Annotated in this window: 15 protein-coding genes; 7 read left to right on the plus strand and 8 right to left on the minus strand. The window is 72.0% G+C overall.

Annotation, left to right across the window (positions count from 1 at the left end):
* Positions 1–199 precede the first annotated feature (199 nt).
* The 4 genes from nhaA (at position 200) to DTB53_RS37565 (ending at position 3,575) form a co-directional block, all read left to right on the plus strand.
* Positions 200–1,621 (plus strand): Na+/H+ antiporter NhaA, encoded by a 1,422-nt coding sequence (gene nhaA / locus DTB53_RS26145; protein ID WP_003967443.1) that lies wholly within the window; start codon positions 200–202, stop codon positions 1,619–1,621.
* A gap of 40 nt (positions 1,622–1,661) precedes the next feature.
* Entirely contained in the window at positions 1,662–2,201 is a 540-nt protein-coding gene (locus DTB53_RS26150) for a phage holin family protein (RefSeq protein ID WP_012379814.1), read from the plus strand.
* Positions 2,198–3,256 carry an alpha/beta fold hydrolase gene (locus DTB53_RS26155; protein ID WP_012379815.1) on the plus strand — a complete coding sequence of 353 codons (1,059 nt, stop codon included), beginning with the start codon at positions 2,198–2,200 and terminating at the stop codon, positions 3,254–3,256. The genes DTB53_RS26150 and DTB53_RS26155 overlap by 4 nt, the downstream gene beginning before the upstream one ends.
* Positions 3,257–3,371: 115 nt before the next feature.
* Positions 3,372–3,575 carry a hypothetical protein gene (locus DTB53_RS37565; protein ID WP_075025224.1) on the plus strand — a complete coding sequence of 68 codons (204 nt, stop codon included), beginning with the start codon at positions 3,372–3,374 and terminating at the stop codon, positions 3,573–3,575.
* A gap of 101 nt (positions 3,576–3,676) precedes the next feature.
* On the opposite strand, the gene DTB53_RS26165 is transcribed toward DTB53_RS37565, so the two are convergent.
* The 3 genes from DTB53_RS26165 to nth all read right to left on the minus strand — a co-directional run bounded on the left by DTB53_RS26165 (position 3,677) and on the right by nth (position 6,642).
* Entirely contained in the window at positions 3,677–4,882 is a 1,206-nt protein-coding gene (locus DTB53_RS26165) for a MarP family serine protease (protein WP_003967446.1), read from the minus strand.
* A 91-nt stretch (positions 4,883–4,973) separates the two neighbouring features.
* The gene (locus DTB53_RS26170; RefSeq protein ID WP_030701089.1) at positions 4,974–5,762 is read right to left on the minus strand and encodes an NUDIX hydrolase; all 789 of its coding nucleotides are present in this window, start codon (positions 5,760–5,762) and stop codon (positions 4,974–4,976) included.
* A gap of 133 nt (positions 5,763–5,895) precedes the next feature.
* A complete protein-coding gene (gene nth / locus DTB53_RS26175) occupies positions 5,896–6,642 on the minus strand; it encodes an endonuclease III (RefSeq protein ID WP_012379816.1) in 747 nt (248 codons plus the stop codon).
* Positions 6,643–7,162: 520 nt separating this feature from the next.
* Between nth and DTB53_RS26180 the strand changes: the two genes are divergently transcribed.
* Positions 7,163–7,837, plus strand: a complete 675-nt coding sequence (locus DTB53_RS26180; RefSeq protein ID WP_003967450.1) for a Crp/Fnr family transcriptional regulator — start codon at positions 7,163–7,165, stop codon at positions 7,835–7,837.
* 142 nt (positions 7,838–7,979) lie between these two features.
* Here the strand turns inward: DTB53_RS26180 and DTB53_RS26185 are convergent, their stop codons facing one another.
* The 4 genes from DTB53_RS26185 to sp36 form a co-directional block, all read right to left on the minus strand.
* A complete protein-coding gene (locus DTB53_RS26185) occupies positions 7,980–8,816 on the minus strand; it encodes an MBL fold metallo-hydrolase (RefSeq protein WP_012379817.1) in 837 nt (278 codons plus the stop codon).
* Complete coding sequence (locus DTB53_RS26190; RefSeq protein WP_012379818.1) at positions 8,813–9,733, minus strand: NUDIX hydrolase; 921 nt, start codon at positions 9,731–9,733, stop codon at positions 8,813–8,815. The genes DTB53_RS26185 and DTB53_RS26190 overlap by 4 nt, the downstream gene beginning before the upstream one ends.
* Positions 9,734–10,060: 327 nt before the next feature.
* Complete coding sequence (locus DTB53_RS26195) at positions 10,061–10,531, minus strand: RidA family protein (protein ID WP_003967453.1); 471 nt, start codon at positions 10,529–10,531, stop codon at positions 10,061–10,063.
* Positions 10,531–10,689: a Sp36 family protein gene (gene sp36 / locus DTB53_RS26200; RefSeq protein WP_003967454.1), complete on the minus strand. Its 159-nt coding sequence runs from the start codon at positions 10,687–10,689 to the stop codon at positions 10,531–10,533. Before sp36 ends, DTB53_RS26195 begins: the two co-directional genes overlap by 1 nt.
* A gap of 72 nt (positions 10,690–10,761) precedes the next feature.
* Between sp36 and bagA the strand changes: the two genes are divergently transcribed.
* A complete protein-coding gene (gene bagA / locus DTB53_RS26205) occupies positions 10,762–11,736 on the plus strand; it encodes an ATPase BagA (protein ID WP_003967455.1) in 975 nt (324 codons plus the stop codon).
* Positions 11,733–13,232: an ATPase BagB gene (gene bagB, locus DTB53_RS26210; RefSeq protein WP_012379819.1), complete on the plus strand. Its 1,500-nt coding sequence runs from the start codon at positions 11,733–11,735 to the stop codon at positions 13,230–13,232. Before bagA ends, bagB begins: the two co-directional genes overlap by 4 nt.
* 268 nt (positions 13,233–13,500) lie before the next feature.
* Here the strand turns inward: bagB and DTB53_RS26215 are convergent, their stop codons facing one another.
* Complete coding sequence (locus DTB53_RS26215) at positions 13,501–13,851, minus strand: WhiB family transcriptional regulator (protein WP_003967458.1); 351 nt, start codon at positions 13,849–13,851, stop codon at positions 13,501–13,503.
* Between the last annotated feature and the right edge of the window lie 222 nt (positions 13,852–14,073).

Raw genomic sequence — 14,073 nt, forward strand, 5'->3', positions numbered from 1 at the left:
ATGGGCATCCGGCAACGCGCCGGGTGCCCATCGGGCGTTTAGCCTCGATATCACCCATAGCGGTCCCGCTCTTTACGCCCCCGGTAGAGTGGGCGCTTCACCCACAACTGCAGAGAACATCTCCACAGGGGCGCCGGGAAGTCTGGTCGGCATGTCCATCAGTCCTGCCCTCATGCCGCCCTGACCTGGAGGTCCTCTCGTGGCACCGCCCAATCCGCCCACCCCCGCGCCCCCGGCGCCGCCCCGGCGCCCGCTGCTCGGCAGGCTCTCGCTGCCCGAGCGGAACTACGTGGCGGAGGCGCTGCGCACCGAGACGGTCGGCGGTGTGCTGCTGCTGGTGGCGGCGGTCGCCGCGCTCGTCTGGGCGAACACCTTCGGCGGCTCGTACGACGAGGTCAGCGGCTTCCACTTCGGGCCCGGCTCCCTCGGCCTGGATCTCTCCGTGGCGCACTGGGCGGCGGACGGACTGCTCGCCGTCTTCTTCTTCGTCGCCGGCGTCGAGCTCAAGCGCGAACTGGTCGCGGGCGAGCTCCGCGACCCGAAGGCCGCCGCCCTCCCGGTGGTGGCGGCGCTGTGCGGCATGGCGGTGCCCGCCCTCGTCTACTTCCTCACCACGGCCGTCGGCGGCGGCTCGTCGGCCGGCTGGGCGGTCCCCACCGCCACCGACATCGCCTTCGCCCTCGCCGTCCTCGCGGTGATCGGCACCTCGCTGCCGTCCGCGCTACGGGCCTTCCTGCTCACGCTGGCCGTCGTCGACGACCTCTTCGCGATCCTGATCATCGCGGTGTTCTTCACCTCGGACCTGAACTTCCTGGCGCTCGGCGGGGCCGTTCTCGGCCTGGTCGTCTTCCATCTCCTCCTGCGCTTCGACGTCCGGGGCTGGTACGTCTACGTTCCGCTCGCCCTGGTCATCTGGGGCCTGATGTACAACAGCGGCGTGCACGCCACCATCGCCGGTGTCGCCATGGGCCTGATGCTGCGCTGCACCCGTCGCGAGGGCGAGGAGCACTCCCCCGGCGAGCACATCGAACACCTGGTCCGCCCGCTCTCCGCCGGGATCGCCGTGCCGCTGTTCGCCCTGTTCTCCGCCGGGGTCGCGCTGAACGGCGAGGCGCTGGCCGGCGTCTTCACCCGGCCCGAGACGCTCGGCGTCGTCCTCGGTCTCGTCGTCGGCAAGACCGTGGGCATCTTCGGCGGCACCTACCTCGCCGCCCGCTTCACCAGGGCGGAGCTGAACAAGGACCTGGCCTGGGCCGATGTCTTCGCGGTCGCCTCGCTCGCCGGCATCGGGTTCACCGTCTCGCTGCTCATCGGCGAGCTCGCCTTCGAGGGCGACCCGGAGATGGTCAACGAGATCAAGGCCGCCGTCCTGATCGGATCGCTGACCGCGGCCCTGCTCGCCTGCGTGCTGCTCAAGATCCGGGTACGCAAGTACCGGGCGCTGGTCACGGCCGAGGAGCTGGACGAGGACGAATCCGGGGTACCCGACGTCTACGAGCAGGATGATCCCGAATATCACCTGCGGATGGCCGCCCTCCACGAGCGGAAGGCGGCGGAACACCGCCGTCTCGCCGAAGAACGGGCGGGGGCAGCGCGCAACAAGCCGAACAGTCCGGCATGATCTGACATCGGATGTGTCGAAGACGGAGAGGGAGTCAGGGATGAGCGACCCCGGCAACTACGCGGGCAGTGCGGACCGCAGCATCGGGCAGTTGGTCGCCTCGGCCACGGCCGAGATGTCCGCGCTGGTGCACGACGAGATCGCCCTGGCCAAGGCGGAGGTGCGGCAGGACGTCAAGCGCGGGGTGATCGGCAGCGCGGCGTTCATCGCTGCGGGCGTGCTGCTGCTGTTCACCATGCCGATGCTGAGCTTCGCCGCCGCGTACGGGATCCACAATCTGGGCCTGGGCCTGGCGTGGTCGTTCCTGATCGTGGCGGGGGCCTTCATCCTCCTGGCCGCCCTGATCGGGTTCATCGGTCTGCGGAAGTTCAAGAAGATCAAGCCGCCGGAGAAGTCCATCGCCTCCGCCAAGCAGACCGCCGCCGTCCTCCAGAAGGCCAAGCCGCACCCGCGCCCGTCGATCGAGGCCGCCGCGATCATCGAGCGCTCCGGCAGCACGCTGTCGAAGAAGGGCGTCGAGAGCGCCGGGGGCGCCTCCGGCAAGGGCAAGGCCGACGCTGTGGCACGCTCGACCACATGACGGTTCCCGATTCCAGCGCATTCGGCCCGACGGGCCCGGCAGCTCCCGAGGGCCCCATGGCCCCTGAGGGCCCGGCGGCCCCGGCCGAGCAGGCCACCGGCCCCGCGGACTCCGTGAGCCCCGCGGGCCGGGCCGCCGCCGGGGGCCCGGTGCGTCTCGACGGCCCCTGGACCCACCGCGACGTGGCCGCCAACGGCGCGCGCTTCCACATCGCGGAGATGGGCGAGGGGCCGCTGGTGCTCCTGCTGCACGGCTTCCCGCAGTTCTGGTGGACCTGGCGCCACCAGCTGCCCGCGCTCGCCGACGCGGGGTTCCGGGCTGTCGCGATGGACCTGCGCGGGGTGGGCGGCAGCGACCGCACACCGCGCGGTTACGACCCCGCCAACCTGGCCCTCGACGTCACCGGGGTGATCCGCTCCCTCGGTGAGCCCGACGCGGCCCTGGTCGGCCACGACCTCGGCGGCTACCTCGCCTGGACGGCCGCCGTGATGCGGCCCAAGCTGGTCCGCCGGCTCGCCGTCTCCTCCATGCCGCACCCGCGCCGCTGGCGCTCCTCGATGCTGTCCGACTTCGCGCAGTCGCGGGCCGGTTCGTACGTCTGGGGCTTCCAGCGCCCGTGGCTGCCGGAGCGTCAGCTCCTCGCGGACGACGCGGCGCTGGTCGGAAGCCTCATCCAGGACTGGGCGGGGCCCCGCACCCCGGAGTTCCCCGACGAGGAGGCCCTGGACGTCTACCGGCGGGCCATGAGCATCCCCTCCACCGCCCACTGCTCGATCGAGCCGTACCGCTGGATGGTGCGGTCGATGGCGCGTCCGGACGGGATCCAGTTCAACCGGCGGATGAAGCGTCCCGTCCGGGTGCCCACGCTGCACCTGCACGGATCGCTCGATCCGGCGGTCCGCACCCGCAGTTCGGCCGGGTCCGGGCAGTACGTCGAGGCGCCCTACCGGTGGCGACTTTTCGACGGTGTCGGGCACTTCCCGCACGAGGAGGATCCGATCGGCTTCTCCACCGAACTCATCAACTGGCTCAAGGACCCCGAGCCCGACCGGTAGCCGCCCGCCCGTCACGGGCACGCACGTCCGAGGGACGGCCAATTGCCTGCCGCATAGGCCAATTGGCTGACTCGCGCACGATTACCGACCTTGGGTCACGGGCAGACGTCGGGGTATGGGCTGGACGCACGACTTCACTGACGAAGCACGCAACCGCCGCTCCACCGCGTCAGCCGGTGTGAGCACTCATGAGGGGGGCGGCCCCCGGGGCCGGGTGCACGAAGTGCATGACCTTCACCGTTCCCGTCTCGGGATTCCGCGTATCCTCCGCCGTCGGGCCCGCTGGGTCTCGGCACGGCTCCGACACCCCCGTAACTGACCCTCACCGGCCCGGCCGAAACCGATCGCGGGGGCCTCGGGGGGATTCACGGGCGGGCCCAGCGGCGGACCCATGGGCGGGTCCGCCGGGGGGGACAGACCTCAGAGGGCGCAGCCCTGGCTGTCGACCTGCTGGTCGGCCTCCCGGCCGATCTCGATGTCCTCGCGGATCTCGTCGACCGTCAGCGCGTAGCCGGTGTCCGGGTCGTCGAGCGACTTGGCGAACACCACTCCGTACACCTTTCCGTCCGGAGTGAGCAGCGGGCCGCCCGAGTTGCCCTGGCGCACCGTCGCGTAGAGCGAGTACACATCGCGGCGCACCGTGCCCCGGTGGTAGATGTCCGGGCCGTCGGCGTCGATGCGGGCGCGGACGCGGGCCGAGCGCACGTCGTACGCGCCGTTCTCGGGGAAGCCGGCGACGATCGCGCTGTCGCCGGTCTCCGCGTCGTCGTCCGGGCTGGTGAACTCCAGTGGCCTGGCCCGGAGATCGGGGACGTCCAGGACCGCGATGTCGCGCTGCCAGTCGTAGAGGACGACCTTCGCGTCGTACAGCCGGCCCTCGCCGCCGATCTGCACCGTGGGCTCCTCCACGCCGCCGACCACGTGGGCGTTGGTCATCACGCGGCGCTCGGAGAAGACGAAGCCGGTGCCTTCGAGGACCTTGCCGCAGCTCGGGGCGGTGCCCACGACCTTGACGATCGACTTCTTGGCGCGGGCGGCCACCGGGCTGCCCACGAGGGCCGGGTCGGGGGCCTTCACCTCGGTGATCGGTTCGTTGGCGAAGGGGCTGAAGACCTGGGGGAAGCCGTTCTGCGCCAGGACGGACGAGAAGTCCTGGAACCAGCTGGGCGCCTGCTTCGGCATCACCCGGTCGACCCCGAGCAGCACCGAGGAGCTGCGGACCTCCTTGCCGAGGGTCGGCAGCGAGGTGCCCGCCAGCAGCAGGCCGATCATCCAGGCCACCAGCAGCATGGCCACCACGTTGACCAGGGCGCCGCCGGTGGCGTCCAGGGCGCGCGCGGGCGACCACGTGATGTACCGGCGGAGTCTGTTGCCGAGGTGGGTGGTGAAGGCCTGGCCGACCGAGGCGCAGACGATCACGATGACGACCGCGCCGATGGCGACGGCGGTGGAGACCTCGGCGTCCTCGGTCAACCGGTCCCAGATGACCGGCAGCAGGTAGACGGCGACGAGACCGCCCCCGAGGAAGCCGATCACCGACAGGATGCCGACGACGAAACCCTGGCGGTAGCCGATGACCGCGAACCACACGGCAGCCAGCAGCAGCAGGATGTCCAGCACGTTCACCGTCTGTAGCCTCGCAGTTTCGTCACCTGGCCCGTCGGTGGTGACGGGGTCCGGGCCGGGCCCGGAACAGCGCAGCAGGACAGCCAGCGTGTCATGCGCGCCAGTCGAGCGGCACCTGTCTGGCCCTGTCCCAGGGGCGTTCCCATCCGGCGTAGTGCACAATTCGGTCGATCACTCCGGCGGTGAACCCCCAGACCAGGGCCGATTCGACCAGAAATGCCGGGCCGCTGTGCCCGCTCGGGTGGATGGCCGTGGCCCGATTCGCGGGGTCCGTGAGATCCGCCACGGGAACCGTGAAGACCCGGGCCGTCTCGGCCGGATCGACCACCCCGACCGGGCTGGGCGCACGCCACCAGCCGAGCACCGGCGTGACGACGAAGCTGCTGACCGGGATGTAGAGCCGGGGCAGCACACCGAAGATCTGCACGCCCCGGGGGTCGAGCCCGGTCTCCTCCTCGGCCTCCCGCAGCGCCGCCCTCAGGGGCCCGGTGGTGGCCTGGTCGCCGTCCTCGGGATCCAGCGCACCGCCGGGGAAGGACGGCTGCCCGGCGTGGGAGCGCAGGGTCCCGGAACGCTCCATCAGCAGCAGCTCGGGCCCGCGCTGCCCCTCGCCGAACAGGACCAGGACGGCGGACTGCCGGCCCGCCCCGCTCGCGGGCGGCAGGAAGCGGCTGAGCTGCTGCGGCTGGACGCTCCGCGCGGCGGCGGCGACGGGGTCGAGCCAGGAGGGCAGGCCGTCGGTGGTGACGTCGACGGCCGGGCCGGGGGCAGGGCCGGGTCCGCCGCGCCCGGGCTCCTCGGCGAGGCCGTTCGCGGTGAGGTCGTCTCCGGCGAGGCCGTTCCCGGCGTGCGTCGTGCCGTGTGTGTGCGTGTGCGTCATGGGCACCCCCATCGATTCACAACGCCTGTCGTCGGCCATTTCGTTCCGAGCCGTTCCGTCCTGAGGGGTGAAAGTGCGGGGGTGAAGGCGGCGGGGGTGAAGGCGGCGGGGGCCGTGCGCGGAGTCGTCTCCCTCACCCGGCCCCGAGCGCGGGCGCGGGCTTGCCCGGGTAGTCGGCGGGCGGGCTGAGCCGCTGGCCGGGATAACCGCCCATCTCGTACTTGAGGAGCTTCCTCGCCTTCTCCGGATCGGTCTCGCCCTCGCCGTAGGACGGACAGAGCGGGGCGATGGGGCAGGCCCCGCAGGCGGGCTTGCGGGCGTGGCAGATCCGGCGGCCGTGGAACACCACCCGATGCGAGAGCATCGTCCACTCGCTCTTGGGGAAGATCCCGGCGACGACCGCCTCGACCTTCACCGGATCCTCCTCGTCGGTCCACTTCCAGCGCCGCACCAGGCGTCCGAAGTGCGTGTCGACGGTGATGCCGGGGACGCCGAAGGCGTTGCCCAGGACCACGTTGGCGGTCTTGCGGCCGACGCCGGGCAGCTTCACGAGGTCCTTCAGGCGCCCCGGGACCTCGCCGCCGAAGTCGTCCCGGAGGGCGGCCGAGAGGCCCAGCAGCGACTTGGTCTTGGCCCGGAAGAACCCGGTCGGCCGGATGATCTCCTCCATCTCCTCCGGCACGGCCGCCGCCATGTCCTCGGGGGTGGGGTAGGCGGCGAAAAGCGCGGGGGTGGTCTGGTTGACCCTCAGGTCCGTGGTCTGGGCGGAGAGGACCGTGGCCACGAGGAGTTCGAACGGGTTACGGAAGTCCAGCTCGGGATGGGCGTACGGGTAGACCTCGGCGAGCTCGCGGTTGATCCGGCGCGCCCGGCGGACCATCGCGAGATGCGACTCCGCCTTCGGCGCCTTGCCCGCCGAAGAAGCCTTGGCCGTCCTGGTTGCCTTGGCCGCCTTGGTAGCTTTACCGGTTTCGTCAGCTTTATCGGGATTGCTGGATTTGCCGGGCGTTGACGATGACGACGGTGACACTGCGGACCTCCTGGCCGACTTCCGGAGCGGCTTTCCCGGCTCTCCGGGGGAGCCGTGCGCCCCTCCGGGGGAGCCATTCGCGGCATTCTCCGGGCGCGACCGAGGCTGTTCGCCCACAGCGGAATCGTCGCCCTTCAGGACCCCGTCAGCCCCCTTGGCCTGCACTCTCCCCGGCGTTCTGGACACCCGGCCAGCCTAGAGCCAGGCACCGACAACCACCGGTGTCACGGCATATCCACCCCCGATCGGCCCCCTGCCGTACGGTCCGGCACGCCCGTGCGTCAAACTGGTTTGTGATTGATCGCACTGTTTTACCGTCCTGCATGATGGGGACCACGGTTCCCTGAACAGGCCGACAAGGAGAGAACTCGTGGACGACGTTCTGCGGCGCGCCCCGCTTTTCGCGGCGCTCGATGATGAGCAGGCCGCGGAGCTCCGCGCCTCGATGAGTGAGGTGACCCTCGCGCGCGGAGACGCGCTGTTCCACGAGGGCGACCAGGGTGACCGCCTGTACGTGGTCACCGAGGGCAAGGTGAAGCTCCACCGCACCTCGCCCGACGGGCGCGAGAACATGCTGGCCGTGCTCGGCCCCGGCGAGCTGATCGGGGAGCTGTCGCTCTTCGACCCGGGCCCGCGTACGGCCACCGCCTCCGCGCTGACCGAGGTCAAGCTCCTCGGTCTCGGCCACGGCGACCTGCAGCCCTGGCTGAACGCCCGGCCCGAGGTGGCCACCGCGCTGCTGCGCGCGGTCGCCCGCCGGCTGCGCAAGACCAACGACCAGATGTCCGACCTGGTCTTCTCCGACGTGCCGGGCCGGGTCGCCCGCGCCCTCCTGGACCTGTCGCGCCGCTTCGGCGTCCAGTCCGAGGAAGGCATCCACGTCGTGCACGACCTCACCCAGGAGGAGCTGGCCCAGCTGGTCGGCGCCTCCCGCGAGACGGTCAACAAGGCGCTCGCGGACTTCGCGGGCCGCGGCTGGCTGCGCCTGGAGGCCCGTGCGGTCATCCTGCTGGACGTGGAGCGGCTGGCGAAGCGTTCGCGCTGACCCCCGGCCCCGTACGCGAAGGGCCCCGCCGACCGGGGCACGTACCGGAGTACGCGAGTACGCGCTCCGCCACGTCCGTCGGCGGGGCCCTTCGCCGCGCGGTGAAGGCGCCCTTCGCCTCACGGGAGCCGGGGCAGCCGGATCAGGGCTGGATCAGCCCGTGCTCGGTCAGGTACTCCAGCTGGGCCCGCACCGACAGTTCGGCGGCCGGCCACAGGGAGCGGTCCACGTCGGCGTAGACCGTCGCCACCACGTCCGACGGCGTGCGGTGCCCGGCCTCCACCGCGGTCTCCACCTGGGCGAGCCGGTGCGCGCGGTGGGCCAGGTAGAACTCCACCGCCCCCTGCGCGTCCTCCAGCACCGGCCCGTGGCCCGGCAGCACCGTGTGGACGCCGTCGTCGACCGTCAGCGACCGCAGCCGCCTGAGCGAGTCCAGGTAGTCGCCGAGCCGCCCGTCCGGGTGCGCGACCACCGTCGTACCGCGGCCCAGAATCGTGTCGCCCGTCAGCACCGCCCGGTCGGCGGGCAGATGGAACGAGAGCGAGTCCGCGGTGTGCCCCGGCGTCGGCACTACACGCAATTCCAGGCCGCCGGTGGTGATCACGTCGCCGGCCGCGAGGCCCTCGTCGCCCAGCCGCAGCGCCGCGTCCAGGGCCCGTACCTTCGTCCCCGTCAGCTCCGCGAACCGGCCCGCGCCCTCCGCGTGGTCGGGGTGGCCGTGGGTGAGCAGCGTGAGGCCCACGCGCCGCCCGGACCGCTCCACCGCCTCGATCACGGCCCGCAGGTGTACGTCGTCGAGCGGCCCGGGATCGATGACGACCGCGAGATCCGCGTCGGGCTCGGCCACGATCCAGGTGTTCGTCCCGTCGAGGGTCATCGCGGACGGGTTGGGCGCGAGGATGTTGACCGTGCGGGTGGTCGCGGGGCCGGAGGCCACGGTTCCGCGCGGCTGTCCGGGCAGGGCCGCCGCGTCGCTCACGCTCCACCGCCCGCCGGGGCACCCGGGCCCGCTGAAGCCACTGGCGCCGCGGGGACGTGCTGGGTGAACTCGTCGTGCCCCGGCCAGCTCAGCACCAGCTCCCCGCCCTCCATGCGGGCCTGCGCGAGGACCGGGGTCATGTCCTGCCCGTCGGCCGCCCCGAGCGCCTCGGCGGCCGTCCTGTGGGGCGCGAGGGCCCGCAGCGTGGTCACGGTGGGCGGCATCATCAGCAGCTCGCCCGCGTCGTAGCGGCGGGCCGCCTCCGCCGGGTCGATCCACACCGTGCGGTCGGCCTCGGTGGAGACGTCCCGGGTGCGCTGCCCCTCGGGAAGCGCGGCGACGAAGAACCAGGTGTCGTACCGGCGCGGTTCGAACTCCGGGGTGATCCAGCGCGCCCAGGCGCCCAGCAGGTCCGAGCGCAGCACCAGGCCGCGCCGGTCCAGGAACTCCGCGAAGGACAGCTCCCGGGCGACCAGCGCCTCCCGGTCGGCCTCCCAGTCGTCCCCGGTCGTGTCGCCGACCACGGTGGTGGCGGTCGGCCCGGCGAGCAGGACGCCCGCCTCCTCGAACGTCTCGCGCACCGCCGCGCAGACGACGGCCTGCGCCTCGGTGACCGTCGCCACGCCGAGCCGGGCGGCCCAGTGCTCCAACGGGGGCCCGGCCCACCCGATCAGCCGGTCGTCGTCGCGCGGATCCACTCCGCCACCCGGATAGGCGTACGCGCCCCCGGCGAAGGCCATGGAGGTCCGGCGGCGCAGCATGTGCACGCGGGGCCCGCCGACGCCGGGGCCGCCCGCGGCATCGCGGAGGAGCATCACCGTCGCGGCCCGCCGGGGCGGTGCGGCCGTCAGCTCACCGGCGGCGAGCGCCCGGATCCGGTCGGGCCATTCCGGGGGGTACCACTGACCTTGGGACATGGCCGGAGGCTATCCGGAACCGCGCCGATGTTCGAGAGCCCCCGGTCGTCGCGGTGACCCGACACGCTCCGTACACATCCGGCCCGCCTCGCAGCACACCCGCCGTGCCTCGCCCCCCCGCCCTGCGTGCCCCCGTGCCGCGGGCGCCCACGCGGCACACCGTACCGCGCGGCACGGCGTACCCCCGAGGCGCGACCCGTACGAGGCCCGGCTGTCCCGTACGCGCCCGACTACCCACCCCCGTACCCGCACCCATCCCCGTACGCGAACGATCCCGCCCGGTCGCGGTGACCGGACGGGATCGAAAGACAGGGCGGACGGGGAACCTCAGGCGTCGGCGAGCTCCACCTGGACCTCGACCTCGACCGGAGCGTCCAGCGGCAGCACGGCGACGCCCACGGCGCTGCGGGCGTGCACGCCCTTGTCGCCGAGGACCGCGCCCAGCAGCTCGCTGGCGCCGTTGATCACGGCGGGCTGGCCGGTGAAGTCGGAGGCCGAGGCGACGAAGCCCACGACCTTCACGACGCGCTCGATCCGGTCCAGGTCACCGGCGACCGACTTCACGGCGGCCAGCGCGTTGAGCGCGCAGGTCTTCGCGAGCTCCTTCGCCTCGTCCGGCGTGACCTCGGCGCCGACCTTGCCGGTGACGGCGAGCTTGCCGTCCACCATCGGCAGCTGGCCCGAGGTGTACACGTACACCCCGGACCGCACGGCCGGCTGGTACGAGGCCAGCGGCGGCACGACGGCGGGCAGGGTCAGGCCCAGCTCGGCGAGGCGCGATTCGACGGCGCCCGCCACTACGCCTTCTCCCGCTTCAGGTAGGCCACGAGCTGCTCGGGGTTGTTCGGGCCGGGAACAACCTGGACCAGCTCCCAGCCGTCCTCGCCCCAGGTGTCCAGAATCTGCTTGGTCGCGTGCACGAGAAGGGGCACGGTCGCGTATTCCCACTTGGTCATGGGCCCGACTGTAACGCCTGGCACGTACGGTCCCGTGCGTAGGCCGGGGCAGGACTGGTTAGGCTCGAATACGTGAGCAGGTTCCAGGTCGTCAGCGGCAAGGGCGGTACCGGTAAGACCACGGTCGCCGCCGCCCTCGCGCTCGCCCTCGCGACCGAGGGCAGGCGCACCCTCCTCGTCGAGGTCGAGGGCAGGCAGGGCATCGCCCAGCTCTTCGGTTCCGACGCGCTCCCCTACGAGGAGCGCAAGATCGCCGTCGCGCCGGGCGGCGGCGAGGTGTACGCGCTGGCGATCGACGCCGAGCTCGCCCTCCTCGACTACCTCCAGATGTTCTACAAGCTCGGCAGCGCCGGCCGGGCGCTGAAGAAGCTGGGCGCGATCGACTTCGCCACCACCATCGCGCCCGGCGTCCGAGACGTCCTGCTGACCGGCAAGGCCTGCGAAGCCGTACGCCGCAAGGACAGGCAGGGCCGGTTCGTCTACGACCACGTGATCATGGACGCCCCGCCGACCGGCCGGATCACCCGCTTCCTGAACGTCAACGACGAGGTCGCCGGGCTGGCCAGGATCGGCCCCATACACAACCAGGCCCAGGCCGTGATGCGGGTCCTGAAGTCCCCGCAGACCGCGGTGCACCTGGTGACCCTCCTGGAGGAGATGCCGGTCCAGGAGACCGCGGACGGCATCGCCGAGCTGCGCGCCGCCGAACTGCCCGTGGGCAGCGTCTTCGTCAACATGGTCCGCCCGCATCTGCTCGACGAGGACGCCCTGCGCACCGCGGCGGGCGGTCGCCGCAAGGAGATCGCCAAGGCGCTGACCCGGGCCGGAGTGACCGGTTCCGCCGCCCTCGTACGGCCCCTGGTCGAGCAGGCGGCCGAGCACGCCGAGCGGGTCGGCCTGGAGCGGGAGCAGCGCGCGGTGCTGGCCGGCCTCGGCCTGCCGACGGCGGAGCTCCCGCTGATCGGCGACGGGGTGGACCTCGCCGCACTGCACGACCTGGCCACGGAGCTCCGTAAGCAGGGCGCGGGGGAAGAGGGAGACGCATGAGGGCGGACACGGCCGGCGGGGAAGCGTCCGCGGCGGGGCTGGACACGGACGCGCTGCTGGACGACCCGGGTATCCGGATCGTCGTGTGCTGCGGCTCCGGCGGGGTCGGCAAGACCACGACCGCCGCCGCCCTGGGCGTACGGGCCGCCGAGCGCGGCCGGAAGGTCGTCGTCCTCACCATCGACCCGGCCCGCCGGCTCGCCCAGTCCATGGGCATCGACCGGCTGGACAACGTGCCGAGGCGGGTCGACGGCATCGACGGCCAGGGCGAACTGCACGCCATGATGCTGGACATGAAGCGGACCTTCGACGAGACCGTCGAGGCGCACGCGGATGCCGAACGGGCCCGGGCGATCCTGGAGAACCCCTTCTACCAGTCCCTGTCGGCCGGGTTCGCCGGTACGCAGGAGTACATGGCGATGGAGAAGCTCGGGCAGCTGCGGGCGCGCGACGAGTGGGACCTGATCATCGTCGACACCCCGCCCTCGCGCTCCGCGCTGGACTTCCTGGACGCGCCGAAGCGGCTCGGGTCCTTCCTCGACGGGAAGTTCATCCGGCTGCTGATGGCGCCCGCGAAGGTGGGCGGCCGGGCCGGCATGAAGTTCCTCAACGTCGGCATGTCGATGATGAGCGGAACGCTGGGCAAGCTGCTCGGCGGCCAGTTCCTGAAGGACGTCCAGACGTTCGTCGCCGCGATGGACACCATGTTCGGCGGCTTCCGCAGCCGCGCGGACGCCACGTACAAGCTGCTCCAGGCGCCCGGCACGGCCTTTCTCGTGGTGGCGACTCCGGAACAGGACGCGCTGCGCGAGGCCGCCTACTTCGTGGAGCGGCTCGCCGCCGAGAAGATGCCGCTGGCCGGCCTGGTCCTCAACCGCGTGCACGGCAGCGAGGCCTCACGGCTCTCCGCCGAGCAGGCGCTGGCCGCCGCGGAGAACCTCGACGAGGCCCGCACGGAAAATCTTGACGACGCCCGCATTGTGGATCAGAGGGCCGGGAAAGCTGGCCTTGGTGACCAGGAAGCCCCCGACCCGGCGGTCACCGCTTCCGGACCGACCGAGCCGCCCCTCTCCCCCGAGGCCGGGCAGGCGTCCGGCCCCGAGCCCGCAGCCGAGCACGAGGACACGACGGAGAACGAGCCGCCCCACGAGAGCATCGCGACATCCGCGACCACCCCTGACGACGTGACGACCGACGCGGACCCGGGCGACTCCGCCGGCACGACCGACGACGAGATCCCGAGCGACGAGGCCTTGGACGAAGAGGCCCTGGGAGTCGAGGAACTGACGGCGGGTCTGCTGCGTCTGCACGCCGAGCGCATGCAGGTCGTCGCCCGCGAACACCGCACCCGCGACCGCTTCACCGCACTGCACCCCGAGGTGCCGGTGACGGCCGTGGCAGCGCTGCCCGGCGACGTACACGACCTGAACGGCCTCCGGGCCATCGGGGACCGCCTGGCGGACGGTTCCGCGCCTGCCCCTGCCGGAGTGGCGTAGACACCAGCCGCCGGAGCGACGCACGGACACCACACGCGGGAGCGACGTGCGGACATCACCCACCGGAGCAACGTGTAGGCACCACCCGCCGGAGCGACCTGCGGCCGCCGCTCACCGCGGTGGCGCGGGCGTCATCAGCCTCCGGAGCGGCACGGACACCAGGGCCCCACGGCCCGACGTGGCGCGGGCGCCCTCGTCCGGAGCGGCAGGGGACACCGCCCTCCGGACCTGATGGCACACGGGCCGGCCGGCTCAGCCGTGCCGCCGCCTACCCGACGGCCGCGTACGTCTCGTGCAGCTCCTCGTCCTCCAGCCCGATCACCCCGGGCAGCACACCGGTGGACCGCTCGTACTCGCTGCGCGCGGTCTCCAGCAGTCGGCGCCAGGACGTGACGGTGGGCCGACGCCGCAGCAGTGCGCGGCGCTCGCGCTCCGTCATTCCACCCCACACGCCGAATTCGACGCGATTGTCGAGCGCATCGGCCAGGCACTCGGTCCGCACCGGACATCCGGTGCACACCGCCTTGGCCCTGTTCTGCGCTGCCCCTTGTACGAACAGTTCATCCGGATCGGTAGTGCGGCAGGCTGCCTGCGCACTCCAGTCGGTTACCCAGCCCATGCCGGCGCCGTCCTCTCCCGAATCGAGGCTCCCCCACGGCGGAAGCGGCATATTCACCGCTGCCAGTTGAGGACGTTACGGAAGGTGGGGACAGCACAACACCCCCTTCGGGCCCAATCTTGAATGGTCCGAACGGACTATGCGTATGCGGCAGATCACCCAGGGGAGTGAGCCGAGGACATGCGCGACTATCTCCGCGAAAACGGGACAGTGCACTCAAGT

Source organism: Streptomyces griseus, from assembly GCF_900460065.1.
In the GTDB taxonomy this organism is placed as follows: domain Bacteria; phylum Actinomycetota; class Actinomycetes; order Streptomycetales; family Streptomycetaceae; genus Streptomyces; species Streptomyces griseus.

What these genes read in the sequence shown, in the direction of transcription:
- DTB53_RS26150 (WP_012379814.1), top strand. Translation starts at nt 1,662, where the DNA reads ATGAGCGACCCCGGCAACTACGCGGGCAGTGCGGACCGCAGCATCGGG.
- DTB53_RS26155 (WP_012379815.1), top strand. Translation starts at nt 2,198, where the DNA reads ATGACGGTTCCCGATTCCAGCGCATTCGGCCCGACGGGCCCGGCAGCT.
- DTB53_RS37565 (WP_075025224.1), top strand. Translation starts at nt 3,372, where the DNA reads ATGGGCTGGACGCACGACTTCACTGACGAAGCACGCAACCGCCGCTCC.
- DTB53_RS26170 (WP_030701089.1), bottom strand. Translation starts at nt 5,762, where the DNA reads ATGACGCACACGCACACACACGGCACGACGCACGCCGGGAACGGCCTC.
- nth (WP_012379816.1), bottom strand. Translation starts at nt 6,642, where the DNA reads ATGGTCCGCCGGGCGCGCCGGATCAACCGCGAGCTCGCCGAGGTCTAC.
- DTB53_RS26190 (WP_012379818.1), bottom strand. Translation starts at nt 9,733, where the DNA reads ATGTCCCAAGGTCAGTGGTACCCCCCGGAATGGCCCGACCGGATCCGG.
- sp36 (WP_003967454.1), bottom strand. Translation starts at nt 10,689, where the DNA reads ATGACCAAGTGGGAATACGCGACCGTGCCCCTTCTCGTGCACGCGACC.
- bagB (WP_012379819.1), top strand. Translation starts at nt 11,733, where the DNA reads ATGAGGGCGGACACGGCCGGCGGGGAAGCGTCCGCGGCGGGGCTGGAC.
- DTB53_RS26215 (WP_003967458.1), bottom strand. Translation starts at nt 13,851, where the DNA reads ATGGGCTGGGTAACCGACTGGAGTGCGCAGGCAGCCTGCCGCACTACC.